The sequence below is a fragment of the Sphingomonas sp. Root241 genome, assembly GCF_001428865.1.
In the GTDB taxonomy this organism is placed as follows: domain Bacteria; phylum Pseudomonadota; class Alphaproteobacteria; order Sphingomonadales; family Sphingomonadaceae; genus Sphingomonas.
The window spans coordinates 242,386-267,573 of sequence record NZ_LMIV01000001.1 but is presented as its reverse complement, the minus strand read 5'-3'; the positions used below and the strand labels follow the sequence as shown (position 1 = coordinate 267,573).

Genomic DNA, 25,188 nt, shown 5'->3' with positions numbered 1-25,188 from the left:
TGTGGTTGCGGTCGGCATCGGGCTGAGCGAGGCGGAGCTGGGGCTCCGGCTCCGCTACGAAGTGACGCGTCGATTCGCGCCCTATCTCGGCGTTTCCCAAGAGGCGAAGACCGGCCGGACCGCCGAGTTCGCGCGCGCTGACGGCGAGGATCCCGTCACGACCAGCTTCGTCGCCGGCATTCGGCTCTGGTTCTGAGCCATTGGCATCGCCGGCCCGAATGAGGCACACAGCCCCCGATGGCGGAGGGGGGAGAAGATTCGGACGCCAGGCTGGTCGCCGCGGCGGCAAGCGGCGACCGGGACGCATTCGGCGCGTTGCTCCAGCGCCACTATAACCGCATCCACGGTCTCGCCTGGCAGCTCACCGGTTCGCGCGCCGATGCCGATGACATCGCACAGGATGTGTGCTGCATCCTCGTCGAGAAGCTCGCGACATTTCGCGGCGAGGCGAAATTCAGCACCTGGCTGTGCGGCATCGTGTTCAATGCCTGCCGCGACCTGCAGCGCAGGCGTCGATCGTTTCGCGGGCTGACCGACCGTCTTGCCGTGATCGCCGGCCTCGCGCGCGGGCCTGACGGGCGCGATCTGCACGACGCAATCTGGGTGCGGAGCGCGATCGCGCGGCTGAAGCCCGCTTATCGCGACGCGGTGGTACTCGTCGCGGGGCAGCAGCTCAGCCACGCCGAAGCGGCGGAGATATTGGGCGTCGCCGAGGCGACGATATCGTGGCGGATGCACGAGGTGCGGCGGATGCTCGGCTCGGACGGCGGCGGCGCCTGAGAAATTTTTCGCAGGCGGTTCCAAGGAAATCCGGCGGAGCGGCGTCCCAGTGACAGGCGGGCAATCACGCACCGCTTTCGTCAGGGAGTATCTCATGCCCCGATATCATCTTCTGATCGCCGGCAGCCTCTCCGCCATGCTGCTCGCCTCGTGCACCGGGTCCGCCGTCGAGCAAGCCGCCGCGCCCGCGCCGGTAGGGGAAATCGTCGTCACGGGGTACAAGGCAGAAGGGATCGCGTCCGAGCAACGCGCCCGCACCGCCGACATGGCCCAATACGCCCCGGCTCCGGAGCCGGTATCCGCTCCAGCACCGCCCCCGCCCCCGGCGATGGCGGTCACCGGCAAGATGGCGGCGCGCGCCCTTGCGCCCTCCGATCAGCGCCGGCTACCGGGCTATTACCAGGATGTCGGCCGCGACAAATTCACTAGCGTCGCCGAGAACCCGTTCAAGGTCGCACGCGAAGAGCCGGTCTCGACCTTCTCGATCGATGTCGACACCGCGTCCTATTCGTTCGTGCGCGCCTCGCTCAACGGCAATGTCCTGCCCCAGCCGGCGGCGGTGCGGACCGAAGAGATGATCAACTATTTCCCCTATGATTATGCCGGCGCACGCTCGGCCGATCAGCCGTTCAGCACCAATGTCGCCGTGTTCCCGAGTCCCTGGACCGAAGGCCGCAAGCTCGTCCGCATCGGCATCCGCGGTTACGAGATCCAGCGCGCGACGCGTCCGCGCGCGAACCTCGTCTTCCTGATCGACACTTCGGGATCGATGAACGCGCCCAACAAGCTGCCGCTGGTCAAGCAGTCGCTGTCGATGCTGCTCGACCAGCTGAGCGGCGACGACCGCGTCGCGATCGTCACCTATGCGGGCAGCGCCGGCACCGAGCTCGAGCCGACCCCGGCGAGCCAGAAGGGCAAGATCCTCGCAGCGCTCGACCGGCTCGGCGCCGGGGGCAGCACCGCGGGCGCCGAGGGCATCCGCCAGGCCTATGCGCTGGCCGAGCAGAATCTCGATCCGCAGGGCGTCAACCGCGTGATCCTCGCCACCGATGGCGACTTCAATGTCGGGATCACCAATCAGGAGGAACTCAAGGGCTTTGTCGAGCGCGAGCGCGGCAAGGGCGTGTTCCTCTCGGTGCTCGGCTTCGGCATGGGCAATTACAACGACGCGCTGATGCAGACGCTCGCCCAGAACGGCAACGGCGCCGCGGCCTATATCGACACGGTGAGCGAGGCGCGGAAGACTTTGGTCGATGAAGCAACCTCCACGCTGTTTCCGATCGCCAAAGACGTGAAGATCCAGGTCGAGTTCAATCCCGCCACCGTCGCCGAATATCGCCTGATCGGATATGAGACGCGGATGTTGGCGCGCGAGGATTTCGACAATGACAAGGTCGATGCCGGCGATGTGGGATCCGGGCAGACGGTGACCGCGCTCTACGAGATCGTGCCCGTAGGCGGCCCGCGTGCGATCGGCGACCTGCGCTATTCGACTCCAGTCGCACAACGGCAGGCGGGACTGGGCAGCGAATACGGCTTCGTGAAGATCCGCTACAAGACGCCCAAGGCGAATACGAGCCGGCTGATCTCGACTCCGATCAATCGCGCGGTCGAAGTCGCCCGCTTCGAGGACGCGCCGCGTGACGCGCGCTTCGCCACCGGCGTGGCCGGCTTTGCCGAGCTGCTGCGCGGCGGCAAATATAGCGGCACGATGAGCTATGACGACGTGCTGCGGATCGCGCTGGCTGCGCGCGGCGACGACGGGTTCGGCTATCGCTCGGAGTTCGTCCAGCTCGTCCGCCAGGCCAAGACCGCCGCGTCTTTGGCGCGGCTCGGCCGGTAGAAGGCGCGCGTGCGGCGATCCACGCCGCCGCACGCGCCCGCATTCGACCCGCCCGCAATTGCAGCTATAAGGTCGGCAAATGCCGCTTTCCGTTCCCTGCCGCCGATCGTTCGATTCCCGCAACTTCGCGGGCAGGGGCTTCTGAATGGCGGGCGACGAAGACCTCTCGGCGCTGCTGCCCGAGCCGCCGCTGCCCCGCAACGCACGGCGCGATGCCGCCATCGAGGCGGCGATGCTGCGCTTCGACGGTGGGGAACCCGCTCCCGCCGCGGCGCCGCCACGCCCGGTTAGGCCCGCATCGCGCTGGTCGCTGCTCGGCCGACCGCAATTCGGCGCGTTGCTCACCGCCGTTTTGGTCGGCGTGATCGCGGTACCGATCTGGCTCTCGAATGGCGACCAGCTCACACCCAAAAGCCGGCCGACCCAACCGGCAGCGCAGAAGGCGGTGCCGGCAGGCCCGCCGGCCGTGGCGTCACCGGCTGCGCAGCCATCTACCGTGCAAAACGCCCGAGCGAATACGCCGACCGCCAATCCTTCGTCGCCCGCGAGAGAGGGCAGCAGTCCGGCGGCGAAACCGGGCGCCATGGGCCAGGTCGCCGAGCTGGCGGCGGAGTCCCTGCCACCGCCACCGGCTGAGCCCATGCCGGCCTTTGCCCCGGTCGCGCCCCCACCTCCTCCGCCACCGGCGCCTGAACCCGCACCCTCGCCTGCCCAGATGGCGGCACGCAGCGCAGACGCACGGGACGAAGCCGAGGTCGTCGTCACCGGCTCGCGAATCGCCGCCAGCGGCTTCGCCCAACGTGCGGAAGCCAAGCGCGTCCGCTCGGTCGCCAGGGCAGCCGAGAATGGCGCGTGGGATGCCTGCACGGTGCGCGATTCCGCGCAAAGCCTCGCCGCCTGCAAGAAGCTGGTCGATCCCTCGGCCAGCGGCCGCAAGGGGCGCGCCGCGGCGCAGGTCGCCGACGGCTTGTCGGCAGCCTGGCGCGGCGACAGTGACGCCGCGATCGCCGCGTTCGACCGTGCGATCGCTCAATCACCGGGATTCGCTTTCGCGTGGCTCAACCGCGGCCTCGCCCGAGAGCAGAAAGGCGACACCGGTGGGGCGCGGGCCGATCTCGACAAGGCGGTACGCCTCGCCCCCAACGCCGCGCGAAACTATTATCAGCGCAGCCTGTTTCTCGGCCGGCAAGGCGAAACCCGGCGCGCACGCGAAGACTGGGAGCGCGCGATCAGGATCGATCCGCGCCTCGAGGGTAGCGACGAGTAATAGCATCGTGGCACGCGGCCCACCGTCGCATAAAAGCGACAAAGGCTACTGATACTTTATATCATCGCCGTTACCGCAGCGCAGCACATCCTGGAGTTCGGGGATCTTTCATGCTGCGTATTCTTCTGCTTGCCACCGCCACCTTCATCGCGCTGCCGGCACATGCCGAAGAGAAACCGCCGAGCCCCGTGACTTCGGACACGCCCGCCGATGCCCCGGATCCCGACGCGCAGGACCATGATCAGCCCAATCAGGAGATCGTCGTCACCGGCACCCGCGCCCGCGCCACTGCCGACGTGCTCGGCGGCACTGCGATCCTCGCGGCGGAGGAACTGACCCGCGAGATGCGCCCGACGATCGGCGAGACGCTGGCAAAGCAGCCCGGCGTCTCGGCGACCTCGTTCGGCCCCAATGCCTCGCGCCCGGTGCTGCGCGGCTTCACCGGCGATCGCGCACGGCTGCTGATCGATGGGATCGGCAGCATCGACGTGTCGAACACCTCTGCCGATCACGCCGCGATCATCAATCCGCTCACCGCCGATCGCATCGAGGTCCTGCGCGGCCCCTCGGCCTTGCTGTTCAGTCCCTCGTCGATCGGCGGCGTGGTCAACGTCATCGACAGTCGCATCCCGCGCCGCATGCCCGAGAGCCCGTTCCACGCCGACGGAATCGCGACCTATGGCAGCGCGTCCGACGAACGCTCGGCCTCGGGCGCCGTCGACGTGCCCGTCGCGGGCAAGCTCGTCGTCCATGCCGATGGCAGCTACACCAAGACCGGCGACATGCGCGGCGGCGGCTATGTGCTGACTCCCGCACTGCGCGCGCAGGCCGCAGCGAGCGCCGATCCCGCGATCCAGGAACTGGCCGATCTCGAGGGCGAGGTGCCCAACACCGCGGCACGCACCTGGGACATCGCAGGCGGCGCAGCGATCGTCGACGACCGCGGCAGCCTCGGCTTCTCGGTGTCGCGCTACGACAGCCTGTACGGCGTACCGATCCGCTATTCGCTCGACCCGGCGGTCGACGCCGAAGCGGTCCGGCTACATGCGAAGCAGACCCGCCTCGACGTGCGCGGCGACATCCTCACCGAGACCGCGGGCATCCACCAGATCCGCATGCGCCTCGCCGCCGCCGACTATCAGCACAGCGAGATCGAGGACACCGGCGAGGTCGGCACCACTTTCTACAGCCAGGGCTTCGAAGGCCGGCTCGAACTGGTCCAGGAGACGCATGGCGAGTGGGAAGGCGTCACCGGCGGCCAGTTCTCGACGCGCAACACCCGCATCGTCGGCGAGGAGAAGTTCCTGCCGCGCACCGAGAGCAACCAGTTCGGCCTGTTCACGCTCCAGTCGCTCGATTTCGGTGCGCTCAAGGCCGAGGCGGCGCTGCGCTACGAGCATAACAGCCTGCGCGCGCAGGCCGATCAGGATATCGGCAATCCGCTCTACGATCGCAGCTTCGACAGCCTCTCCGCCTCGCTCGGCGCCAGCTACGCGCTCGCCGATCATCTCCGCCTCGGCATCAACGTCTCGCGCAGCGAGCGCGCGCCGACGCAGGAGGAATTGTTCGCCAACGGCCCGCACGCCGGCACTCAGGCGTTCGAGATCGGCAACCCCGACTTCACCACCGAAAGGGCCTGGGGAGTCGAAGGCACGCTCAAGGGCTCGGGCGACGGCTGGAGCCTGTCGGCCGCGGCCTATTACAACTGGTTCAGCGACTATATCTATGACGCGCCCACCGGCGCGATCGAGGATGACCTGCCGGTTTTCCAGTACAATCAGGCCGACGCCCGCTATTACGGCTTCGAAGTCGAGGGATCGGCGCGGCTCGCCCAGCTCGGCAATTTCGCGATCAATTCCGATGCGCTCGCCGATTACGTCCATGCCGACATCGTCGATCAGGGGCCGGTGCCGCGCATTCCGCCGCTGCGCGTGATGGGCGGGCTCGAGGCGCAGTCGGACGCGCTGACCGGCCGGGTCGAAATCGAGCACAGCTTCGAGCAGGATCGCGTCACCGATTTCGAGACCCCGACCAGCGGCTTCACCCTCGTCAACGCGTCGGTCTCGTGGAAGCCGTTCGGCGCGGGCTCGCACACCAGCCTGATGCTCTCGGCGAACAACATCTTCGACGTCGAGGCGCGCCGCCATACCAGCGTGCTCAAGGATTATGCCCCGCTCGCAGGGCGCGATCTGCGCGCGACGCTAAGGGTGCAACTCTGACCCTGATCCGGCATTAGGGGGCGGATGGAAGGTCCGCCCCCCGAACCGGTCGTTGAACTGAAACCCGAGAGTGCGGCATCGCGCCGCATCCCCTGGCCGATCTTTGCGCTGGGCGCGGTGGCGCTGTTGCTGCTGGCATTGTTCTGGTTCGGCCGCGAAGTGATGGAAGGCGACGTCGCGGAACTCGACCGCGCGATCATGCTCGCGATGCGGGTGCCGGGGCATCCCCAACAGCCGCTAGGACCGCATTGGCTGCCCTCGGCGGTACGCGACGTGACCGCACTCGGCAGCTCGACCGTGCTGACGATGGTGGTGCTGGTCACCGCCGCCTTCCTCGCTTTGAAAGGACGGTTCCGCTCGGCCGTGCTCGTGATCGCGGCGACGACACTGGGGGCGCTTGCGGTGACCCTGGTCAAGGTGCTGATCGCCCGCGCGCGCCCCGATCTCGTCCAGCAGCTGATGCAGGAAGCGTCGAGCAGCTTTCCGAGCGGCCACGCCGCCAACAGCGCGATCGTCTATCTGACGCTCGCCACTTTGCTCTTCCCGGTGGTGCGCGGCTGGCGGATGCGCGGGTTCATACTCGCCGTCGCGATGCTGCTGGTCGGCCTGATCGGCATCAGCCGCGTCTATCTCGGCGTCCACTGGCCCAGCGACGTCCTCGCCGGCTGGGCGTTCGGCAGCTGCTGGGCGCTGCTCTGGTGGAGTGTGGAGCTCCGGATGTTTCGCAAATCATAAAATCCTCCCTCGCTTTAGCGGGGGAGGATTGAGTCAGGATCGCTCACCCAGCTTGCGCTCCCAGGCGAGCGCGTCCTTGACGATCCCCTCGAGATCGTCGTGCTTCGGGCGCCACGGCAAGGTGCTCAGGATCTTCCTGTTGTCGGCGACCAATGCGTCGGGATCGCCGGCGCGACGCCCTTCCAGCCTACGGTCGATCTTGCGGTTGGTCACCCGATCGACCGCGTCGAGCACCTGCAGCACCGAGAAGCCGCGGCCATAGCCACAGTTCATGGTATGGCTCTCCTCCGGCCGCGCGATCAGCAGATCGAGCGCGTGGACATGCGCGGCGGCGAGATCGCTGACATGGATGTAATCGCGCACCCCCGTGCCGTCCTCGGTGGCGAAATCGGTGCCGAACACCGACACCGCCGCACGCTTGCCGGTCGCCGCTTCGGCAGCGATCTTGATCAGGTGCGTCGCTCCCGCGGTCGACTGGCCCGAACGGCCCTGCGGATCGGCACCGGCGACGTTGAAATAGCGCAGCGCGCAATAATTGAGCGGATGCGCCGCGGCGACGTCGCGCAGCATGAACTCGGTCATCAGCTTGGACATGCCGTACGGATTGATCGGCACCTTCGGGCTGTCCTCTGAAACCGGCACCTTCTCCGGAATGCCATAGGTCGCGGCGGTCGAAGAGAAGATGAAATGCTTCACGCCGCTCGCCACTGCGCTCTCGATCAGCGAGCGGCTCGCGACGGTGTTGTTGCGGTAATATTTGAGCGGATCGGACACCGACTCCGGCACCACCACCGAACCGGCGAAATGCATCACTGCGACCACGCCTTCATCGCGCATCGTCGCACGGATGGTCGCTTCGTCCTCGATATTCGCGACGACCAGCTTCGCGCGTTTGTCGACCGCCCAGTCGAAGCCGGTGACGAGGTTGTCGACCACGACGACCTTCCACCCCGCATCGAGCAGCGCCAGCACCGCGTGGCTGCCGATATAGCCCGCACCGCCCGTCACCAGCACCGTACCGTCGCGCATGCCCGTCTCCCTTTGTCGCGCCTCGCCTAGGGCCGCGATTGCGCTCCGCCAAGCCCCACCTATCTTGGGCGCGACAAGGAGAATGAAATGACAGTCGAAACCGCGACGCTCGCCGGCGGATGCTTCTGGTGCACCGAGGCGGTGTTCAACGACGTGATCGGCGTGAGCAAGGTCGAGAGCGGCTATATCGGCGGCACCGTCCCCAACCCCACCTACAAGCAGGTGTGCGGCGGCGACACGGGCCATGCCGAGGCGATCCGGGTGACCTTCGACACCGATCAGATCAGCTATGGCGAACTGCTCGACGTCTTCCTCGGGACGCACGACCCGACCCAGCTCAACCGCCAGGGCAACGATATCGGCACCCAATATCGCTCGGCGATCTTCCCGCATTCTGCGGAGCAGGAGGCCGAAGCCTATGCGGCGATCGAGCGTGCCCGGCCCGATTGGCCCCAGCCGATCGTCACCACGATCGAGCCCCTCACCGACTGGTACCCCGCCGAGGATTATCACCAGGAATATTGGCAGGGCGAGGGCCAGAGTAACCCCTATTGCCTCGCAGTGATCCCCCCCAAGCTGCGGAAGCTCCGGAAAAGCTTCGCCAACCGGCTGAAGGAAGGCGCGACGGCGTAGCGAAATCCTCCCTTGCTGAAGCGAGGGAGGATTTTGACTTTCTACTCGGCCGGGAGCGCTTCGCCTTCGATCGGCGGGCGCTTTGCGGCTTCGGCGCCGAGCACTTTGTAAACCAGCCCGCCGAGTATCCCCCCGGCGATCGGCGCGACCCAGAACAGCCAGAGCTGCTGGAGCGCAATCCCGCCCTCGAGCAAAGCGGGACCGGTCGAGCGGGCCGGGTTCACCGAGGTGTTGGTCACTGGAATCGAGATCAGGTGGATCAGCGTGAGCCCGAGACCAATCGCGATCGGCGCGAAGCCGGCGGGCGCGCGGCTGTCGGTCGATCCCATGATGATCAGCAGGAACATGAAGGTGAGCACCACTTCGATCGCCAGCCCGGCGTGGAAGGCATAATGGCCCGGCGAATGCTCGCCGAAACCGTTCGAGGCGAGCCCGCCGGCATAATTCGGCGCACCGCTGGCAATGTACCAGAGCAAAGCGGCGGCGATCACCGCCCCGATCACCTGCGCGATGACGTAGAGGGGAATGTCCTTCGCCGGGAAACGGCCGCCGGCCCAGAGGCCGAAGGTGACCGCCGGATTGAGGTGGCAACCCGAGATATGGCCGATCGAATACGCCATGGTGAGCACCGTGAGGCCGAAGGCGAGGCTCACGCCCAACAGCCCGATGCCGACGTCTGGAAAGGCCGCGGCAAGCACGGCGCTGCCGCATCCGCCGAAGACGAGCCAGAAGGTGCCGATCAGCTCGGCAAGCCCGCGTTGCAGGTTACTCATGAATTCCTCCCGCTGTTTTTTGCTTCCGCTTCAAATACTTGGGAACTGGCACTGAAGTGTAACTCCGCGCAGGCGAAAGTAAAGTAAAGCCAAGTAACGTTCAGCGCGGATGGGCGGCCCGGCGCAACCGATCGTTGATCGCGATGCCGATGCCGGTCTCGGGGATCGGCGCCACCGCAATCGCCGCGGCGGGCCCGGCATCGGCGCGGTGGAGCGCGTCGAACAGGTTCGCCGCGGCTTCGATAAGGTCGCCGCTCGCGGAGAGCGTATCATCGCCGGCGATGGCGCCGAAGCCGATCAGCCATTCGCCGTCCCGCCGCTCGGTGGCGTCGAGGCGCAAAAGCTTGCCCGGCGCATAATGGCTGGCGAGCTGGCCCGGCGCCGTAACTCCCTCACTGCTCCCCGGCGAAGGCCGGGGCCCAGTTTCGGGCTGCATGGTAACCGGGCCCCGGCCTTCGCCGCGAAACAGATCGGCCTGGCTCAACGGCCCCGGCCGCAAAACTCGGTTCCCCCGCACGATCGTCGACTCCACCCCCGCCGGCGTAGCCCCATCGTCGATCACCAGCGGGATCCGCCCCGCCAAGCTCGCCGCGACATGCGCCGCACGCGTCGGGGATATCGACCCACTCGCATTGGCCGAAGGCGCCGCCAGCGGCACGCCTGCTGCCGCGAGCAGCGCCTGCATCGCGCGGTGATCGGGGACACGAATCGCGATCGTATCGAGTCCGGCAGTGACAAGGGCCGCGATTCCCGCATCCTCGCGGAGGGGGAGCACCAAGGTCAGCGGCCCGGGCCAGAAGCGCGTCGCCAGATCGTGTGCAGCCTCGTCGAACACTGCGATCCGCTCCGCCGCCGCCAGATCCGGCACATGCACGATCAGCGGATTGAAGCTCGGCCGCCCCTTGGCTTCGTAGATCCCCGCCACTGCGCGCGAATCGGTCGCGTCGGCGGCGAGGCCATAGACCGTCTCGGTGGGCATTGCGACGCAGCCGCCGGCGCGAATCACCGCCGCGGCTTCGGCGATCGCGGCCGCGCCGTAGGGTAAGATGCGGGGATTTGTCGGGCTCACCCGGGCGGGGCTATAGCGCGGGAAACAAGACGACAAGAGAGGCCCCCGGAAGACCATGAGCTTCACCCCCGCCATCGCCGAGCAGCGCTTCGTCCTCGAGCATATCGTCGGCCTCGCCGAGATCAGTCCCGAGGCGGCTGAAATGGCCGATGCGGTGCTCGAAGGCGCGGGCCAGTTCGCCGCGGGCGAATGGGCGCCGCTCGACCGGCTAGGCGATACCGACGGGCCGAAATGGAGCGAGAACGGCGTGACGATGCCCGCAGGCTTCGCCGAAGCGTACAAGGCCTATGTCGAGGGCGGCTGGGGCACGATCGGCTCGCCCGAGGCATATGGCGGACAGGGGCTGCCGGTCAGCCTGTCGATCGCCGTGCTCGAGACGCTCGGCACCGCGAACATGGGCTTCGCACTTGCCCCGATCCTCACCGTCGGCGCGATCGAGGCGCTGATGCATCATGGCACGCCCGAGCAGCAGGCGCTCTACCTCCCGAAGCTCGCGACCGGCGAATGGACCGGCACGATGAACCTCACCGAGCCGCAGGCGGGATCGGATGTCGGCGCGCTCAAGTCCAAGGCCGAACCGGTCGGCGACGGGACGTTCCGGATCAAGGGCACCAAGATCTTCATTTCGTTCGGCGACCACGACATGGCCGACAACATCGTCCATCTCGTCCTCGCCCGCACGCCCGATGCGCCCGCCGGCACCAAGGGCCTGTCGCTGTTCCTCGTGCCCAAATACCGGCTCGATGCCGACGGCAATCCGGGCGCGTTCAACGACGTCCGCGTCGTCTCGATCGAGCACAAGATGGGGCTCCACGCCTCCCCTACCTGCGTGCTCAGCTTCGGCGATCACGACGATTGCATCGGCGAATTGATCGGCGGCGAGATGGGCGGCATCCGCGCGATGTTCACGATGATGAACAACGCCCGCCTCAATGTCGGCCTGCAGGGCGTGCAGGTCGCCGAGCGCGCGACCCAGCGCGCGGTGACCTACGCCCGCGAGCGCATCCAGGGCGTCCGCGCCGGCGCACCCGCCGCGATCGTCGAGCATCCCGATGTCCGCCGCATGCTGCTGCGCATGAAGGCACAGACCCAGGCGGCGCGCGCTTTGGTCTATTACGCCTTCGGGCAGCTCGACCGCGGCCGCGCCGGGGACACGGCCGCGCAGGCCCGCGTCGAATTGCTCACGCCGCTGGCCAAGGCGCATGGCACCGATCTGGGCAACGAAGTCGCCAGCCTCGGTATTCAAGTCCATGGCGGCATGGGCTATATCGAGGAGACCGGTGCCGCCCAGCATTTCCGCGATGCGCGGATCACGCCGATCTACGAAGGCACCAACGGCATCCAGGCCGCCGACCTCGTCGGCCGCAAGCTAGGCATGGACAATGGCGGCACGCTGTTCGGCCTGCTCGCCGAGCTGCGCGGCGATGCCGAGGATGCCGAGCTGCTCCGGCTGATCGATGCCTGCGAGGAAGTCGCGCGCCATCTGCTCGGCGCCGAAACCGACGACCGGCTCGCGGCAAGCTATCCGTTCCTGACGATGCTCTCGGTCACCGTGTGCGGCTGGCTGATGGAGGAAAGCGGCCGCATCGCCGCGCGATCCGAGGGCGACCCTGCCTTCCTCAAGATGAAGGCTGCCGCCGCGCGCTTCTATGTGGAGCAGATCATCCCCGAGGCGATGGGGCTCAAGGCTGCCGCGATGGCGCCGGCGGATGTCCTCTATTCGATCGACGCGGAGGCGTTCGCAGCCTGAACCTTGGGTTGGGCATGTCCGCTGCGCCGCCACAACCCCCGCAGCATCCTGCCCGCCAGCGCGGGAAAGCCCGGCCGCACGAACAGCCAGTCGCGGATCGCCGGGCCGCGCTCGGCACCGATCACGCGCTTGTAGCCGCTGTCGCCGGCGCCCCAATCCACGCAAGCGATGCCGTCCTCGATCCCGCGGACGAGATTGCGATAGTAAAGCAGCTTGCCCGGCGAGTGTTTCGCGTAGGCGGGGTCATAGCTGTTGGCGATCGCATATTTCAGCGCGCCGGCGTTGAGATCGAACGAAAAGGCCGCGGGCGCCCCGTCGACGCGTAGTACCGCCGCCCACATCATCTCCGCGATCACCGGATCCGCCGAAGCCGCGCGCCAGAAGCCGCCATGCCCTTCCATAGTGAATTTGGCGTCCGATCCGTCGGTCCGCGCGGCGATCCAGCTCTTCGTCTCGACCTCGGCGAGGGCGTCGAAGGCGGCTCCGTCCCAGCCCGACCCCGACACGAAGTCCCAGTCGAGCGCGCCATGGCTGCCGAGATGCTTTTCGTGGAAGCGGTTCTTGCGCAGCGTCGAATTGCGCGGCCAGGTGCCTTCGGCCTGCAATGCGGCGATGTCGAGCAGGAAGCTCTCCGCGACGAAGCGGTCGAGCACCGCCCAGCCTTGTGCCTGCGCCGCCGCCTTCAGCAATTCCAGCCCGGGATCGCCGTCATAGACCGGCCCCAGCCGCAATGCATTGGCCTCGCGCCCGAGCCGCGCCAGCAGCGCCTCGCCGACCTCGACTCCGGCATCGTCGCGCACCGGGAAGCTGCGGAACGGCCAATAGCAGCCGGGAACGCTCGCCAATCCAAGCCAAGCGGGGCCGGCGCCGACGATCGGCAGCGCCACCGCCGGCTCGCCTTCGCGCACGACGGTCAATGTCCGCGCCGCGCCGCCATAGGCACGCAGCGCCGCGGCGAACCAGCCATAGCGCAGGAAACGGTGCGAGGGCGCGGCGCGCGCGGCGACCGCGTCGATCCCGGCGGCCAGCCCGTCGACACAGTCGGCCACGAGCGCCGGCGGCAGGCGCGTGAATTCATCGAGCGGCATCGGCTTGGTCATCGCGAGGATAGTAGCCGCACATCGGTTACCAACCGGTGAGCCTGTTCTTAGCGTCTTCACGCGCAGGCAGGAGCAGGTAATAACACACGCGATGATGTCAGGCCCCTATCTCTCCACCGTCGCCGACACGATCCAGAGCGCGATCGCGCCGGTGTTCCTGCTCGCCGGCATCGGCGCCATCCTCAACGTGATGGTGGGTCGCCTCGCGCGCATCGTCGATCGGGCACGCGATCTCGAGCTGCTCCACCCCCGTTCGACCGGCCCCGAGCATGACCGTCATGTCTGGGAACTGCGACTGATCGACCGGCGCATCGCGGTGATCAACATGGCGATCTTCCTGTGCGTGTCGAGCGCGCTGGCAATCTGCTTCGTGGTGGCGCTGATGTTCGTCTCGCGGCTGTTCGGCCTGCACGTGGGCGCGATGGTCGCGGTCGCCTTCGTCGTCTCGATGCTGCTGCTGATGACGGGCCTTGTCTATTTCCTGATCGAAGTGCGCATGTCGCTCGGCGCGATCCACGTTCGCGAGGAATTGCTCGAGCTCGACGGCAAATAGACGCGGTTCACCTGCGCTTCTGCGGCCCCAGATCGGCGGGCGCACTCGGCAGATAACGCGGCGCCACCCGGGCATGCGTCGCCTGCTCGTACGCATAGCCTGCCCTGAGCAGCAACCCGTCGCTATCGGCAGTGCCGATGAACGACAGCCCCGCCGGCAGGCCACCGACGAGCCCCATCGGCACGGTCAGATGCGGATAGCCCGACACCGCGGGAAGCTCGCTCGCCGACGGACCGCTGAACTGGTCGCCATGCGCGGGATCGCTCAGCCACGGCGTGCCATAGGTCGGCGTCACGAGAATCTGCGCGTCCGCCGCCTCGAGCATCGCGCCGATTCCCTCGATGCCCGCCAGCCGCGCCGATTTGGCCCGGGCGCCGAGATATTCGGGATCCTGGGTTCCGCGAGTCTTCTCGGCCTTGAGGAAGCTCTCCTGCCCGAAAAAGGGCATCTCGGCCGCCTTGTTCGCCTCGTTGAAGGCGATGACGTCGGCGAGCGTGCGCACCTTCACCGAAGCCGGCGTGGTGGCGAGATAGGCGGCGAGATCGTCCCTGAGCTCGGTGTAGAGCACTTCGCTCTCGGCATCGCCGAGGCCCTTGAGCTCGGGCATCTTGACCTCGACGGGGATCGCGCCCGCCGCGCGGAGCTCGTCGAGCGCCTTGTCGAACCGGGCGGCGAGATCGGCGCTCATTTCGGGCTTCCAATAGCCGACGCGAATACCCTTGAGCGCATCCGCCGACAGCTCGGCGGCATAATCGGACCGATAATTGTTCGCATCGATGGTCGCCGGATCATCGGGATCCATGCCGATCATCGCCGAGTACAGGATCGCGACATCCTTGACGCTGCGCCCCATCGGCCCCGGCGTGTCCTGGCTATGGCTGATCGGCACGACATGGGTGCGGCTGACCATCCCGAGGGTCGGCTTCAATCCGACCAGCCCGTTCATCGCCGAGGGACAGACTACCGAACCGTCGGTCTCGGTCCCGACCGCTACCGCGGCGAGGCTCGCCGCCACTGCCGCCCCCGATCCGCTCGACGAACCGCAGGCCGTGCGATCGAGCGCATAGGGATTCTTCACCAGCCCGCCGACGGCGCTCCACCCGCTCATCGAATTGTTCGAGCGGATGTTCGCCCATTCGCTCAAGTTGGTCTTACCGAGGATCACCGCGCCCTGCACACGCAGCAGCATTACCATCGGCGCGTCGCGGCCCACATGGTTGTCGACGAGCGCGAGGCTGCCCGCGGTGGTAGGCAGCTCCTTGATGTCGATATTGTCCTTGATCAGCACCGGAATGCCGTCGAGCGGTCCCAGCAGCTTGCCCGCCTTGCGCCGCGCGTCGCTCGCCCGCGCCTGTTCGAGCGCATTGGGCGCAACCGCGATCACCGATCGCAGCGTCGGCCCCTTGCGGTCGATCGCCTCGATCCGGTCGAGATAGGCCTGGGTCAGCCGTGCGCTGGTCCATTTTCCCGACGCCAACATCGCCTGGAGCTCGTCGATCGATTTCTCCGCGACCGCCGCGCCCGCGGCCGACACTCTGGCGGGCACGACACCCTGCGCCGCCGCCGGCACTGCCGAAACCAAAGCCGCAACCGCTAGCCAGTGCCGCATCTTCGCCCCCAAATCGCCGATTCCGGGGGCGAAGCTATGCGAACGTGCTACCGAGCGCCAGCCGAAGCTGGTCCGAGCGCGACCACTCAGTCGCCGCGCACGATCGTCAAATGCACGGCGTTCTCGCCCGCCTCCTGTTTGGCAACGCGATAGCCGAGCGCATCGAGGTCGAGCCCGGCGAACAGCGCCTCGCCCTTGCCGAGCAGCACCGGTGAGACGGCGATATGCAGCTCGTCGATTGCCCGCGCGGCCAGATATTCGCGAATCGTCGCCACGCCGCCGCCGATCCGGATGTCGCGCGCGCCCGCGGCGGCCCGCGCCTGCGCGAGCGCGCTCTCGATGCCGTCGGTGACGAAGTGGAACACCGTGCCGCCCGCCATCTCGAGCGGCGGCCTTTCGTGGTGAGTCAGCACGAATACCGGGCAGTGATAGGGCGGATTGTCGCCCCACCAGCCCTTCCAGTCATGGTTGGGCCATTCGCCGCGCACCGGGCCGAACATGTTGCGGCCCATGATCCACGCGCCGAGCCCCGCCATGCTCCGCGCGGCATAGCCTTCGTCGACGCCGGTCGAGCCGCCTTCCTTGCCGAACATCGTCTGGAAGGTCCGGGTCTCGAACGCCCAGCCGTGCAACTCCTCGCCGCGCCGGCCGAGCGGATCCTCCACGCTCTGATCCGTCCCCGCGCCATATCCGTCGATCGAGATGCTGAATGCACTTACGCGAACCTTCGACATTGCCTTTCTCCATCTGCTTGCATTTTGCAACCGGTTGCGAGTTACGCAAACCGATTGTATATTGCAAGCGGTTTTTTTGGAGGCCGTAATGGAAGAGCCGCGTTCGGGCTGCCCGATCAATCTCGCGCTGGAGGTGCTCGGCGATCGCTGGAGCCTCGTGATCATCCGCGACATGATGTTCGGCAATCACCGCCATTTCCGCGTGCTGCTGCGCGGATCGATCGAGGGAATCGCGTCGAACATCCTCGCCGATCGGCTGAAACGGCTCGAAGCGGCGGGGCTGGTCAGCCGCGCCGACGATCCCAGCCACAAGCAGAAGACGCTCTACAGCCTCACCGAAAAGGCGATCCAGCTCGTGCCCGTGCTGGTGATGATGGGGGCCTGGGGCCGCGCGCATCTGCCCGTCACGCCCGAGCTCGCGATACGCAGCCAGTTGCTCGAGGAAGGCGGCCCGGCGATGTGGGAGCAGTTCATGGATGAGCTGCGCGCGACGCATCTGGGGGCCGCGCCCCGGCCGGGTCCTTCGGTCGCCGAGCGGCTCGGGGCGGCGTATCGCGAACTGGCGGGGTGCGATTAGGCATTCAGATTCCCTTCCCTGCAAGGGAGGGGTTAGGGGTGGGTAAGGAAAGGCCGGGCTCGATGCCTGGCCTTTCCTTCTTCTCCCGAGCATCTCGGTGGGCTCGCTGACGCTCGCACCCACCCCCTGCCCCTCCCTTGGAGGGAGGGGCGTTGCGCGGCTGAAGTCGATACGGCCTATGGAATTGGTGCTGCGTCGAACGCGCTGGATCGGTCTCCAGCCGCACCACTACCCATTGTGTCCACCGATTCCTCCCCCGGAATATTTTTTTGGTTCGCGCTGTGTTCTCTTGCCTTTGCGGGACCCGAGGATTGACCATGCGTCGCGGCCCGTAGCGTACGCCTGCCGTCCGTGAGTCGAGTCATTTTAGCGACGAACCGTGTGGTTAACCGGTGATTTAACCCCTTGTGCCGGGAGTCGGTTTGGCACAATCTGTAGTGGTAGGACTGAGGGGCAGGCTCAACTACTGGTAGAACCGCAACCGCATACCCATATGCGGAACAGGCTCTATCGTGCCCGGCAGACCGCGCGAAGGTCACTTTTTGTTCTCGCGCGGAGCCGTGGCGGTGGTACCATCGCCAAGCCGCTCCCGAGTCGCACCGAGGCCTCCCGGAAGGAGGCGCGTGCAAGGGTATAAGGGGTCGGATGACATGGAATTCAGAGACACGGAAAACAGCGTGAACGACACCGTCGCCGAAGCCACGATTGCCGCCGGGACCAAGGCGAAGCCGCGCAAGTCCGGCAAGGACCAGGACACGCGCGCCGTCGCGCCGCAGCTCTACACGCTCGAGGTCGATCATTCGCGCGACGCGCTCCTCACCGATTTCGGCAAGGAGACGCTGAAGGACCGCTATCTCCTTCCCGGCGAGACCTATCAGGACCTCTTCGTCCGCGTCGCCTCGGCCTATTCGGACGACGCCGCGCACGCCCAGCGCATCTACGATTATATCTCGAAGCTCTGGTTCATGCCCGCCACGCCGGTCCTCTCGAACGGCGGCACCGGGCGCGGCCTGCCGATCTCGTGCTTCCTCAATTCGGTGCCCGACAGCCTCGGCGGCATCGTCGATACGTGGAACGAGAATGTCTGGCTCGCCTCGCGCGGCGGCGGCATCGGCACCTATTGGGGCAATGTCCGCGGCATCGGCGAGCCGGTCGGCCTCAACGGCAAGACCAGCGGCATCATCCCGTTCGTCCGCGTGATGGATTCGCTCACCCTCGCGATCTCGCAGGGGTCGCTGCGCCGCGGTTCGGCCGCCTGCTATCTCGACATCTCGCATCCCGAGATCGAGGAGTTCCTCGAGATCCGCAAACCCTCGGGCGATTTCAACCGCAAGGCGCTGAACCTCCACCACGGCGTGCTGATCCCCGACGCGTTCATGGAAGCCGTGCGCGACGGTGCCGAATGGACGCTGCGTTCGCCGAAGGATCAGTCGGAGCGCGGCAAGGTCGATGCCCGCGCGCTGTTCCAGAAGCTGGTCGAGACTCGCTTGGCCACCGGCGAGCCGTACATCGTGTTCGCCGATCACGTGAATTCGAACATGCCCAAGCATCACCGCGATCTGGGCCTCAAGGTGTCAACGTCGAACCTGTGCAGCGAGATCACTTTGCCCACCGGCAAGGACCATCTCGGCAACGAGCGCACCGCGGTCTGCTGCCTCTCGTCGCTCAACCTCGAGAATTGGGACGAGTGGAAGGACGCCAAGGGCTTCATCGAGGACGTGATGCGCTTCCTCGACAATGTCCTGCAGGACTATATCGACCGCGCCGAACCGGGCATGGAAAAGGCCGCCTATTCGGCCAGCCGCGAGCGTTCGGTCGGCCTGGGCGTAATGGGCTTCCACTCCTTCCTCCAGGCGCGCGGCCTCGCTTTCGAAGGCGCGATGGCGAAGTCGTGGAACCTCAAGATGTTCAAGCACATCAAGGCGCAGGTCGACGAAGCCTCGATGCAGCTCGCGGTCGAGCGCGGGCCGTGCCCCGACGCCGCCGAGATGGGCGTGATGGAGCGCTTCAGCTGCAAGATGGCGATCGCGCCGACCGCGAGCATCTCGATCATCTGCGGCGGCACCAGCGCGTGCATCGAGCCGATCCCGGCGAACATCTACACCCACAAGACGCTGTCGGGCTCCTTCTCGGTCAAGAACCCGTATCTGGAGAAGCTCCTCAGCGAGAAGAGCAAGAATTCCGAAGGCGTGTGGAGCTCGATCCTCGAGCAGGGCGGCAGCGTCCAGCACCTCGACTTCCTGAGCCAGGAAGAGAAGGACTGCTACAAGACCAGCTTCGAGATCGACCAGCGCTGGCTGCTCGAGCTCGCCGCCGATCGCACGCCCTATATCGACCAGTCGGCGTCGCTGAACCTGTTCATCCCGGCCGATGTCGAGAAATGGGACCTGCTGATGCTCCACTTCCGCGCGTGGGAGCTCGGCATCAAGTCGCTTTACTATCTCCGCTCCAAATCGGTCCAGCGCGCCGGCTTCGCGGGCGGCGTCGAGGCCGACAACACGATCGACCTGCGCGAGATCCAGGTCGAATCGAAGGATTACGATGAGTGCCTGGCGTGCCAATGATGGGGTCATTGGCCAAGCCAGGCACGGCGTGCCAGTGAGGTGGCAGGGGTAAGCCGCCCGGAGGACACCCAAACTCCCTCTCCCCTTGTGGGAGAGGGAAGGGGCCCGCGCGCGAAGCGCGTGGGAAGGGTGAGGGGGAATGCGGACGGCCTGACCAAGCGCCAGCTGCTCCCGGCCATCACCGTCTTCCGCTCCCGCGACTTACGTCGCGAAGCCGGACCCGTGGAGAAGGCGCTGAAGGCCGAACTCCGCCAAGCGCTTCCGCAGGCGAAGTTCCGCCATCAAGCCCCGTTCGGCCCCTATCACGCTGATTTCTGTTCGCACGCGGCGAAGCTCATCGTCGAGGTGGACGATGCAACGCACGCCGAACGCCGCGACCGGGACACCGCCCGCACGGCATTCCTCAATGCCGAGGGCTATCGCGTACTGCGCTTCTGGAACAACGACGTGATGACGAACATCGAAGGCGTGCTTGCCGAGATCGCCCGGAATTTGCCGCCCGAATTGCGAGGAAGTTTCGCGTGATGCGGCCCCCTCACCCTTCCCACGCCTTCGGCGCGGGCCCCTTCCCTCTCCCACAAGGAGAGAGGGAGATGGTGACCTCCAATTCCCTCTCCCCTTGTGGGAGAGGGAGGGAGCGGCGTAGCCGCGGAAGGGTGAGGGGGAATCGCGCTATGAATTCACCCCTCGGACTCTTCCTCGAACAGCACTGCGTTCGCCGCGGTGGCGCTCAGCCGCACCTGATCACCCTCGACATCGGCGACCAGCCCGATCGAAATGTAATGATGGTGTCCCGCGTGCGAACCCTCGGCACCTTCGATCTCGGCGCCCGAGTCCTTCTTGGTCAGCTTGATCCGGTCGCCCTCGACATGATCGACGGTGCCGACATGGACGCCGTCTGCGCCGATCACTTCCATATGTTCCCTGATTGCACTCGCGTCGGCCATGGAAAAGCTCCTCTGGTTGGTTCGGCTCGGCAACGCATGAACGCTGCGAACGATGCAGGAGATAGGAAATGATCCGTCTGCGTAACAGTGCCGCCCTCGCCGCGCTGATGCTGCTCGCCGGATGCGCGACACAAGTGAGCGCCGGCGTGTCCCCGCAGGCGCCCGGCTTCCTGCTCGGGCTGTGGCACGGCTTCATCTTCCCGGTCGCCTGGTTCCTGTCGCTGATCATGCCCGACGTCGCCATCTATGCCGTACCCAACAATGGCGGCTGGTATGATTTCGGCTATTTCCTCGGCATCGTCGTGTTCGGCGTCGGCGCGAATCGCGGCCGGAAAATCGTCTATCGCGACCGCGTGATCCGCGAGCGCCACACCACCGTGATCGACCACGAATGACGCGCAGCCTCGCCTTGATGGCCGGACTGGCCGGAGCGGCAGGCGCCGTCGGACTGACGACGCTCGTCCGTCCGTCGCTCGCCCGCCGCGCGCTGCGCGTGCCCGACATAGAGGCGACCGGCTATGCCCTGCGCATCGCCGGCATGATGCTGTTCGCATTGGGCCTGTTCCTCGGCGGCTTCGCGGCCGTCGCGGTGATGGCAATTGGTGGGCTTTGAAATGAGCTTAGCTAAAGCACTATACATTGAAGCTATCAAGAATTGGGCGAGAATGCCTATAATCGGAGCGGAGCTCAGTTTTCAGGTCGCTATCGTCCTGATGGCGGGGTGGTTGCTGAAAGTAATTGCCGTCATTCTTTTGGTTATAACCTGCGTCGCTGTTCTAATCGGAACCGCGTGGGCATTTTTTAGCAATCCTTCGGAAGCTTGGGTGCTTTTTCTATTCGTTTATGTTCCCGTGGTGGCGTTAATCGTTCAAAATATCTATCTTTCAAGAAAGTACTGACATGCCTCTTCTCGAAGCCCGCAAGACCTACAAGCCGTTCGAATATCCGTGGGCCTATGAGTTCTGGAAGCGCCAGCAGCAGATCCACTGGATGCCCGAGGAAGTGCCGCTCGGCGAGGATTGCCGCGACTGGGCGCAGAAGCTCACCGATCACGAGCGCAACCTGCTCACCCAGATCTTCCGCTTCTTCACCCAGGCCGACATCGAGGTGCAGGATTGCTACCACGAGAAATACGGCCGCGTGTTCAAGCCGGTCGAGGTCAAGATGATGCTCGCCGCCTTCTCCAACATGGAGACGGTGCACATCGCCGCCTACAGCCATCTGCTCGACACGATCGGCATGCCCGAGAGCGAATACGGCATGTTCCTCGAATATAGCGAGATGAAGGACAAGCACGACTATCTGCAGAAGTTCGGCGTCGATAACGACGAGGACATCGCCAAGACGCTCGCCATGTTCGGCGGCTTCACCGAGGGGCTCCAGCTCTTCGCCAGCTTCGCGATGCTGATGAACTTCCCGCGCTTCAACAAGATGAAGGGCATGGGCCAGATCGTCTCCTGGTCGGTGCGCGACGAGAGCCTGCACTGTGAGGGCATCATCCGCCTGTTCCACGCCTTCACCCGCGAGCGCGACTGCCTGACCAAATCGGTCAAGTCCGACATCATGGACATGTGCCAGACGACCGTCCGCCTCGAGGACGCGTTCATCGACCTCGCCTTCGAGCACGGCCCGGTGACCGGCATGACGCCCAAGGAGATCAAGAAGTACATCCGCTACATCGCCGACTGGCGGCTGGGCCAGCTCGGCCTCAAGCCGATCTACATGATCGACGAACACCCCCTCCCCTGGCTCGCGCCGCTCCTGAATGGCGTCGAGCACGCCAATTTCTTCGAACAGCGCGCGACGGAATATTCGAAGGGCGCGACGCGGGGGAGCTGGAACGAAGTGTGGGACTCGTTCGACAAGCGGCAGAAGGCGAAGGCCGTGCCCGCGGCGAACGAGGACGCCGGCGGCGAGGGTGGGGATATGTTCACGAAGGCGGGGATTGCGGCGGAGTAGGCGCGCCGCGCGTGGGATTAGCGCAAGCTAATCCCCGCTCCTCGGCGGCGCGCCCGGCCGGCGGCGCCAGCAGCGCCGACCGACGTAGGCACGGGCTTTGCCCGTGTCGATCTTTTGGGGGGACATTTTAATGGTAGCGCCCAGTCCATTCGTTGCGATCGGGATCGCAGTCTGCGCGCTTCTCGTTTCCTGCCTCACGTTGTGGCTGAGCTACTTTCGGCGCGGCTCAATCCGGATGACAAAGCCGTCCGTCATTTACTTTGGCCCGGACGGCTCACGGACGGGAGGGACAAGAGATCGCCCCAAGATATTTCTCCGATCGCTATTGATTGCCAACTCCAAACGCGGCCGAGTTATTGAGCATCTGTATGCGACATTGATCCGGCAAGAGACACGCCAGAACTTTAACGTCTGGGTCTACGGCGATGACAAACTGAAACGAGGCAGCGGACTCCATGTCAGCGACGTTGGCATCGTCACAAATCATCATTTCCTACTGCCCACCGATAATTCCGAATTTCGTTTCCGAGGAGGTCTGTACACCTTGGAGTTGTATGCAAAGCTGCTCGGAGATCAAACTCCGAGCAAGCTGCTGTCACAGTCTCTAGAGGTGAGCGACGCCGAGGGTGCGAGTTTGTCATCGCATATGTGCGGGCTGTATTTTGATTGGGGGCCGCAGGGGAATGGCTACGCTTCCCATTTGGATCGAGCAGAAGACGGTCCCCGCTCGATCAGCAATGAACCAGTAGCCTCAGGCTAATTTGGTCACAGCGCGCCCATCTTACTACATAAGAACTGCGCCGCACCGTGGATCCCGGAACAAGTCCGGGATGACGATAAGAAGGGCGGCAAGCGCCACCCCAAGCCACACCCGTCACCCCGGCCTTGTGCCGGGGTCCACCGTGCCGCACGTCACGCCGCCAGCGGCTCAAGCCCCAGCCCCACCGCAAGGTCGTTCCACGCTGGGTTCTCGCGCTCGATCAGGTTGCGCTTCCAGTCGCGCGGGTAGCGCTTGAGCTGTTTCTCGCGCGCGATCGCGCCTTCCATCGACTCTCCGGTCTCGAAATAAACCAGCCGGTAGATGCGGTACTTCTTCGTGTGCCCGTCGAAACTGCCTTCGCGGTGCTGGAGGATGCGGGCGATCAGGTTTGAAGTCACGCCGACGTACAGCGCGCCATTGTAGCGGTTCGCGAGGATGTAGACGCAGGGCGTGCCAAGGATCATCGGCCGCAAAATCTGCCGCCCGGTGGATCCCGGCACAAGGCCGGGGTGACGACAGAAGAGGGAGATCGCGCCGATCCGGACACACTTGCCGCGCAACGCCCGCGCGCGCATAGTTCGGCAAGTCGACGGATGGGGGGGATCACGATGCGACGTATTCTGGGAATAGCAGTGGCCGTGCTGCTCATCGCCGGCGCGGGCGTTTACGCGTTCCATGATCAGATCTGGCCCGACACCAGCGGTCCGCATAGCGGCGCGGGGGGAACCGTAGGAGACAATCTCACCAAGAAGCGGACCGGCGGCTGAGCGTCCGACGCTCACGCGCTAGACCCACACCGCCACTTCCACCAAATCCCCCTCGGCCACCCCGGCCTTGCGCCGCACCTCGGCCTTGACCGGCAGCAGATAGCCGCCGCTCTCCTTGTGCGGGAATACCGAGCTGTCGAACGCCACGCCGTCCACGCTCGCGCGGAGCCGCACCGATCCGAACCCCCGCGCCCCGCCCATCGCGCGCAGCTCGAAGGCCCGCGCGCGGATCGCGTCGGCCACCGCGCCGGTGATCGTCACGAAATGCCAGCTTGCCTTGGCCGGCGGATCGGGCGTCCAGCGCCACAGCTCGGTCTCGAGCACCAGAGGCGCGTCGTCGCTCATCGCCGCCCCAGCCGCGCCGCCAAGTGCCGCACGCTCAGCCCGCTCACCGGATCGCGCCACGCGGCCGCCACCGCCAATAGCGGCCGCAGCACGAAATCGCGTTCCCGGAATGCGGCATGCGGCACGGTCAGACCCGTCTCGCCCCAGGCGCCTTCGGACCACAGGATGATGTCGAGATCGATCACCCGCGCCGCCCAGCTCCGCCCGCGCCGCCGTCCGAACGCGCGCTCGACCGCCTTCAGCCGCGCGAGCAATTCCGGCGGTTCCTCGTCGCTCTCGATCAGCGCGGCGGCATTGGCGAAGCGGCGTTTTGAGGGGCCGAGCGGCGGCGTGCGTAGCACCGGCGACACCGCGACCACGCCGCCCAGGGCCGCGAGCGCCGCGGCGATCTCGGCCTCGGGGCTGCCATGGCGCCCCCGGCGATTGGAGCCCAAAGCGATGACATAGCTGGTTCTCGGGCTTGTTGTCGGCACGGCGCAGGGCCTATCGCGGCGCCATGTCCGCGCCAAGCCCCGTTCCACACCGCGATTGCCCGCTCTGCCCGCGGCTGGCGGCATTGCGCACCGATCTCCGCGCCGAACATCCCGACTGGTGGAACGCCCCCGTCCCGGCGCTCGGCGATCCGGACCCGTGGCTGGTGATCATCGGCCTCGCCCCCGGCAAGCACGGCGCCAACCGCACCGGCCGCGCCTTTACCGGCGACGCCTCGGGCGACCTGCTGTTCGCGACGCTGGCGATGTTCGGGCTGGCCGACCAGAGCGAACCGCAGGGCGTGCTGATCCTCAACGCCGTCAAATGCCTGCCGCCCGACAACAAGCCCGTCCCCGCCGAAATCCACGCCTGCCGCGACTTTCTCACCGCCGAGATCGCCGCTCTGCCCGCCGCCCGGATCTTCGTGGCGCTCGGCGAGATCGCGCACCAGTCGGCGGTCAAAGCATTGGGCGGGCGGCTGCCCAAAGCGCGCTTCGGCCATCTCGCCGAGCATCGCCTGCCCGGCGGGCGCGTGCTGATCGATAGCTATCACTGCTCGCGCTACAACCAGAATACCGGCCGGCTGACCCCCGCGATGTTCGAGGCGGTGTTCGCCCGCGCGCTGGCGCTCCGCGAGGCTCGATAAAGCGCTTCTTTTATGGCTTTGACTACCGGATTCCCCTCTTCGTCATCCCCGCGAAAGC

Annotated in this window: 29 protein-coding genes; 19 read left to right on the top strand and 10 right to left on the bottom strand. The window is 66.1% G+C overall.

Going from position 1 to position 25,188, the window contains the following annotated elements:
* The first annotated feature begins 1 nt into the window (after nt 1).
* The 6 genes from ASE13_RS01375 (at nt 2) to ASE13_RS01345 (ending at nt 6,844) form a co-directional block, all read left to right on the top strand.
* Nucleotides 2-196 (top strand): copper resistance protein B, encoded by a 195-nt coding sequence (locus tag ASE13_RS01375; RefSeq protein WP_321164343.1) that lies wholly within the window; start codon nt 2-4, stop codon nt 194-196.
* 41 nt (nt 197-237) lie between these two features.
* A complete protein-coding gene (locus ASE13_RS01370; RefSeq protein WP_056610425.1) occupies nt 238-780 on the top strand; it encodes an RNA polymerase sigma factor in 543 nt (180 codons plus the stop codon).
* 94 nt (nt 781-874) lie between these two features.
* On the top strand, nt 875-2,623 hold the full coding sequence (locus tag ASE13_RS01360; RefSeq protein WP_156404682.1) for a vWA domain-containing protein: 1,749 nt from the start codon (nt 875-877) through the stop codon (nt 2,621-2,623).
* A 145-nt stretch (nt 2,624-2,768) separates the two neighbouring features.
* Nucleotides 2,769-3,890, top strand: a complete 1,122-nt coding sequence (locus ASE13_RS01355) for a tetratricopeptide repeat protein (RefSeq protein ID WP_056610419.1) — start codon at nt 2,769-2,771, stop codon at nt 3,888-3,890.
* Between the two features lie 110 nt (nt 3,891-4,000).
* On the top strand, nt 4,001-6,109 hold the full coding sequence (locus ASE13_RS01350; protein ID WP_056610418.1) for a TonB-dependent receptor: 2,109 nt from the start codon (nt 4,001-4,003) through the stop codon (nt 6,107-6,109).
* A 24-nt stretch (nt 6,110-6,133) separates the two neighbouring features.
* Nucleotides 6,134-6,844, top strand: coding sequence for a phosphatase PAP2 family protein (locus tag ASE13_RS01345; RefSeq protein ID WP_082596313.1), 711 nt, complete (start codon nt 6,134-6,136; stop codon nt 6,842-6,844).
* 33 nt (nt 6,845-6,877) lie between these two features.
* Here ASE13_RS01345 and galE read toward each other — a convergent pair whose 3' ends face one another.
* Entirely contained in the window at nt 6,878-7,873 is a 996-nt protein-coding gene (galE, locus tag ASE13_RS01340; RefSeq protein ID WP_056610416.1) for a UDP-glucose 4-epimerase GalE, read from the bottom strand.
* Nucleotides 7,874-7,960: 87 nt separating this feature from the next.
* Between galE and msrA the strand changes: the two genes are divergently transcribed.
* Nucleotides 7,961-8,506, top strand: a complete 546-nt coding sequence (msrA, locus tag ASE13_RS01335; protein ID WP_056610415.1) for a peptide-methionine (S)-S-oxide reductase MsrA — start codon at nt 7,961-7,963, stop codon at nt 8,504-8,506.
* A gap of 41 nt (nt 8,507-8,547) precedes the next feature.
* Here the strand turns inward: msrA and aqpZ are convergent, their stop codons facing one another.
* Both aqpZ and ASE13_RS01325 read right to left on the bottom strand, forming a co-directional pair.
* Entirely contained in the window at nt 8,548-9,279 is a 732-nt protein-coding gene (gene aqpZ, locus ASE13_RS01330; protein ID WP_056610413.1) for an aquaporin Z, read from the bottom strand.
* A 100-nt stretch (nt 9,280-9,379) separates the two neighbouring features.
* Nucleotides 9,380-10,348 carry an L-threonylcarbamoyladenylate synthase gene (locus ASE13_RS01325; RefSeq protein ID WP_056610411.1) on the bottom strand — a complete coding sequence of 323 codons (969 nt, stop codon included), beginning with the start codon at nt 10,346-10,348 and terminating at the stop codon, nt 9,380-9,382.
* Between the two features lie 55 nt (nt 10,349-10,403).
* On the opposite strand from ASE13_RS01325, the gene ASE13_RS01320 reads away from it, so the two are divergent.
* Complete coding sequence (locus tag ASE13_RS01320; RefSeq protein WP_056610409.1) at nt 10,404-12,098, top strand: acyl-CoA dehydrogenase; 1,695 nt, start codon at nt 10,404-10,406, stop codon at nt 12,096-12,098.
* Here ASE13_RS01320 and ASE13_RS01315 read toward each other — a convergent pair.
* On the bottom strand, nt 12,065-13,198 hold the full coding sequence (locus ASE13_RS01315) for a GNAT family N-acetyltransferase (RefSeq protein ID WP_056610407.1): 1,134 nt from the start codon (nt 13,196-13,198) through the stop codon (nt 12,065-12,067). The two genes, ASE13_RS01320 and ASE13_RS01315, sit on opposite strands and share 34 nt — an antisense overlap.
* A gap of 94 nt (nt 13,199-13,292) precedes the next feature.
* Between ASE13_RS01315 and ASE13_RS01310 the strand changes: the two genes are divergently transcribed.
* Nucleotides 13,293-13,751 (top strand): DUF2721 domain-containing protein, encoded by a 459-nt coding sequence (locus ASE13_RS01310; protein WP_056614505.1) that lies wholly within the window; start codon nt 13,293-13,295, stop codon nt 13,749-13,751.
* A 7-nt stretch (nt 13,752-13,758) separates the two neighbouring features.
* Here the strand turns inward: ASE13_RS01310 and ASE13_RS01305 are convergent, their stop codons facing one another.
* On the bottom strand, nt 13,759-15,360 hold the full coding sequence (locus ASE13_RS01305; RefSeq protein ID WP_056614502.1) for an amidase: 1,602 nt from the start codon (nt 15,358-15,360) through the stop codon (nt 13,759-13,761).
* A gap of 86 nt (nt 15,361-15,446) precedes the next feature.
* Entirely contained in the window at nt 15,447-16,094 is a 648-nt protein-coding gene (locus ASE13_RS01300) for a dihydrofolate reductase family protein (protein WP_056610405.1), read from the bottom strand.
* Nucleotides 16,095-16,182: 88 nt separating this feature from the next.
* Here ASE13_RS01300 and ASE13_RS01295 point away from each other — a divergent pair, with 88 nt between their 5' ends.
* The 3 genes from ASE13_RS01295 (at nt 16,183) to ASE13_RS01285 (ending at nt 19,760) form a co-directional block, all read left to right on the top strand.
* The gene (locus tag ASE13_RS01295; RefSeq protein WP_056610403.1) at nt 16,183-16,671 is read left to right on the top strand and encodes a winged helix-turn-helix transcriptional regulator; all 489 of its coding nucleotides are present in this window, start codon (nt 16,183-16,185) and stop codon (nt 16,669-16,671) included.
* A gap of 650 nt (nt 16,672-17,321) precedes the next feature.
* On the top strand, nt 17,322-19,235 hold the full coding sequence (locus ASE13_RS01290; protein ID WP_056610401.1) for a ribonucleoside-diphosphate reductase subunit alpha: 1,914 nt from the start codon (nt 17,322-17,324) through the stop codon (nt 19,233-19,235).
* A 120-nt stretch (nt 19,236-19,355) separates the two neighbouring features.
* A complete protein-coding gene (locus ASE13_RS01285) occupies nt 19,356-19,760 on the top strand; it encodes an endonuclease domain-containing protein (RefSeq protein ID WP_321164342.1) in 405 nt (134 codons plus the stop codon).
* A 155-nt stretch (nt 19,761-19,915) separates the two neighbouring features.
* Here the strand turns inward: ASE13_RS01285 and ASE13_RS01280 are convergent, their stop codons facing one another.
* The gene (locus ASE13_RS01280; protein ID WP_056610399.1) at nt 19,916-20,182 is read right to left on the bottom strand and encodes a DUF2171 domain-containing protein; all 267 of its coding nucleotides are present in this window, start codon (nt 20,180-20,182) and stop codon (nt 19,916-19,918) included.
* Nucleotides 20,183-20,250: 68 nt separating this feature from the next.
* Here ASE13_RS01280 and ASE13_RS01275 point away from each other — a divergent pair, with 68 nt between their 5' ends.
* From ASE13_RS01275 to ASE13_RS19615, 5 genes are all read left to right on the top strand, one after another.
* Nucleotides 20,251-20,577 carry a hypothetical protein gene (locus ASE13_RS01275; RefSeq protein ID WP_056610397.1) on the top strand — a complete coding sequence of 109 codons (327 nt, stop codon included), beginning with the start codon at nt 20,251-20,253 and terminating at the stop codon, nt 20,575-20,577.
* On the top strand, nt 20,574-20,795 hold the full coding sequence (locus tag ASE13_RS01270) for a hypothetical protein (RefSeq protein ID WP_056610395.1): 222 nt from the start codon (nt 20,574-20,576) through the stop codon (nt 20,793-20,795). The genes ASE13_RS01275 and ASE13_RS01270 overlap by 4 nt, the downstream gene beginning before the upstream one ends.
* A complete protein-coding gene (locus tag ASE13_RS01265; protein ID WP_156404681.1) occupies nt 20,785-21,081 on the top strand; it encodes a hypothetical protein in 297 nt (98 codons plus the stop codon). The genes ASE13_RS01270 and ASE13_RS01265 overlap by 11 nt, the downstream gene beginning before the upstream one ends.
* A 1-nt stretch (nt 21,082) precedes the next feature.
* Nucleotides 21,083-22,141, top strand: a complete 1,059-nt coding sequence (locus ASE13_RS01260; RefSeq protein WP_056610391.1) for a ribonucleotide-diphosphate reductase subunit beta — start codon at nt 21,083-21,085, stop codon at nt 22,139-22,141.
* 235 nt (nt 22,142-22,376) lie between these two features.
* Complete coding sequence (locus tag ASE13_RS19615; protein WP_156404680.1) at nt 22,377-22,901, top strand: hypothetical protein; 525 nt, start codon at nt 22,377-22,379, stop codon at nt 22,899-22,901.
* Nucleotides 22,902-23,053: 152 nt separating this feature from the next.
* Here ASE13_RS19615 and ASE13_RS01255 read toward each other — a convergent pair whose 3' ends face one another.
* Nucleotides 23,054-23,365 carry a GIY-YIG nuclease family protein gene (locus ASE13_RS01255; protein ID WP_056610389.1) on the bottom strand — a complete coding sequence of 104 codons (312 nt, stop codon included), beginning with the start codon at nt 23,363-23,365 and terminating at the stop codon, nt 23,054-23,056.
* A gap of 144 nt (nt 23,366-23,509) precedes the next feature.
* Between ASE13_RS01255 and ASE13_RS19610 the strand changes: the two genes are divergently transcribed.
* Nucleotides 23,510-23,668 carry a hypothetical protein gene (locus tag ASE13_RS19610; protein ID WP_156404679.1) on the top strand — a complete coding sequence of 53 codons (159 nt, stop codon included), beginning with the start codon at nt 23,510-23,512 and terminating at the stop codon, nt 23,666-23,668.
* A gap of 18 nt (nt 23,669-23,686) precedes the next feature.
* Here the strand turns inward: ASE13_RS19610 and ASE13_RS01250 are convergent, their stop codons facing one another.
* Together ASE13_RS01250 and folK are read right to left on the bottom strand one after the other, a co-directional pair.
* Nucleotides 23,687-24,013: a DUF1905 domain-containing protein gene (locus ASE13_RS01250; protein WP_082596311.1), complete on the bottom strand. Its 327-nt coding sequence runs from the start codon at nt 24,011-24,013 to the stop codon at nt 23,687-23,689.
* A complete protein-coding gene (gene folK, locus ASE13_RS01245; protein ID WP_056610386.1) occupies nt 24,010-24,486 on the bottom strand; it encodes a 2-amino-4-hydroxy-6-hydroxymethyldihydropteridine diphosphokinase in 477 nt (158 codons plus the stop codon). The genes ASE13_RS01250 and folK overlap by 4 nt, the downstream gene beginning before the upstream one ends.
* 23 nt (nt 24,487-24,509) lie before the next feature.
* Between folK and ASE13_RS01240 the strand changes: the two genes are divergently transcribed.
* The gene (locus ASE13_RS01240) at nt 24,510-25,130 is read left to right on the top strand and encodes a uracil-DNA glycosylase (protein ID WP_056610384.1); all 621 of its coding nucleotides are present in this window, start codon (nt 24,510-24,512) and stop codon (nt 25,128-25,130) included.
* Nucleotides 25,131-25,188 lie beyond the last annotated feature (58 nt).

Excerpts from the sequence above, each read along its gene's own strand:
- ASE13_RS01370 (WP_056610425.1), top strand. The coding sequence starts at position 238 with ATGGCGGAGGGGGGAGAAGATTCGGACGCCAGGCTGGTCGCCGCGGCG.
- ASE13_RS01360 (WP_156404682.1), top strand. The coding sequence starts at position 875 with ATGCCCCGATATCATCTTCTGATCGCCGGCAGCCTCTCCGCCATGCTG.
- ASE13_RS01355 (WP_056610419.1), top strand. The coding sequence starts at position 2,769 with ATGGCGGGCGACGAAGACCTCTCGGCGCTGCTGCCCGAGCCGCCGCTG.
- ASE13_RS01350 (WP_056610418.1), top strand. The coding sequence starts at position 4,001 with ATGCTGCGTATTCTTCTGCTTGCCACCGCCACCTTCATCGCGCTGCCG.
- ASE13_RS01345 (WP_082596313.1), top strand. The coding sequence starts at position 6,134 with ATGGAAGGTCCGCCCCCCGAACCGGTCGTTGAACTGAAACCCGAGAGT.
- galE (WP_056610416.1), bottom strand. The coding sequence starts at position 7,873 with ATGCGCGACGGTACGGTGCTGGTGACGGGCGGTGCGGGCTATATCGGC.
- msrA (WP_056610415.1), top strand. The coding sequence starts at position 7,961 with ATGACAGTCGAAACCGCGACGCTCGCCGGCGGATGCTTCTGGTGCACC.
- aqpZ (WP_056610413.1), bottom strand. The coding sequence starts at position 9,279 with ATGAGTAACCTGCAACGCGGGCTTGCCGAGCTGATCGGCACCTTCTGG.
- ASE13_RS01320 (WP_056610409.1), top strand. The coding sequence starts at position 10,404 with ATGAGCTTCACCCCCGCCATCGCCGAGCAGCGCTTCGTCCTCGAGCAT.
- ASE13_RS01315 (WP_056610407.1), bottom strand. The coding sequence starts at position 13,198 with ATGACCAAGCCGATGCCGCTCGATGAATTCACGCGCCTGCCGCCGGCG.
- ASE13_RS01310 (WP_056614505.1), top strand. The coding sequence starts at position 13,293 with ATGTCAGGCCCCTATCTCTCCACCGTCGCCGACACGATCCAGAGCGCG.
- ASE13_RS01305 (WP_056614502.1), bottom strand. The coding sequence starts at position 15,360 with ATGCGGCACTGGCTAGCGGTTGCGGCTTTGGTTTCGGCAGTGCCGGCG.
- ASE13_RS01300 (WP_056610405.1), bottom strand. The coding sequence starts at position 16,094 with ATGTCGAAGGTTCGCGTAAGTGCATTCAGCATCTCGATCGACGGATAT.
- ASE13_RS01295 (WP_056610403.1), top strand. The coding sequence starts at position 16,183 with ATGGAAGAGCCGCGTTCGGGCTGCCCGATCAATCTCGCGCTGGAGGTG.
- ASE13_RS01290 (WP_056610401.1), top strand. The coding sequence starts at position 17,322 with ATGGAATTCAGAGACACGGAAAACAGCGTGAACGACACCGTCGCCGAA.
- ASE13_RS01280 (WP_056610399.1), bottom strand. The coding sequence starts at position 20,182 with ATGGCCGACGCGAGTGCAATCAGGGAACATATGGAAGTGATCGGCGCA.
- ASE13_RS01275 (WP_056610397.1), top strand. The coding sequence starts at position 20,251 with ATGATCCGTCTGCGTAACAGTGCCGCCCTCGCCGCGCTGATGCTGCTC.
- ASE13_RS01270 (WP_056610395.1), top strand. The coding sequence starts at position 20,574 with ATGACGCGCAGCCTCGCCTTGATGGCCGGACTGGCCGGAGCGGCAGGC.
- ASE13_RS01260 (WP_056610391.1), top strand. The coding sequence starts at position 21,083 with ATGCCTCTTCTCGAAGCCCGCAAGACCTACAAGCCGTTCGAATATCCG.
- ASE13_RS19615 (WP_156404680.1), top strand. The coding sequence starts at position 22,377 with ATGACAAAGCCGTCCGTCATTTACTTTGGCCCGGACGGCTCACGGACG.
- ASE13_RS01255 (WP_056610389.1), bottom strand. The coding sequence starts at position 23,365 with ATGATCCTTGGCACGCCCTGCGTCTACATCCTCGCGAACCGCTACAAT.
- ASE13_RS19610 (WP_156404679.1), top strand. The coding sequence starts at position 23,510 with ATGCGACGTATTCTGGGAATAGCAGTGGCCGTGCTGCTCATCGCCGGC.
- ASE13_RS01250 (WP_082596311.1), bottom strand. The coding sequence starts at position 24,013 with ATGAGCGACGACGCGCCTCTGGTGCTCGAGACCGAGCTGTGGCGCTGG.
- ASE13_RS01240 (WP_056610384.1), top strand. The coding sequence starts at position 24,510 with ATGTCCGCGCCAAGCCCCGTTCCACACCGCGATTGCCCGCTCTGCCCG.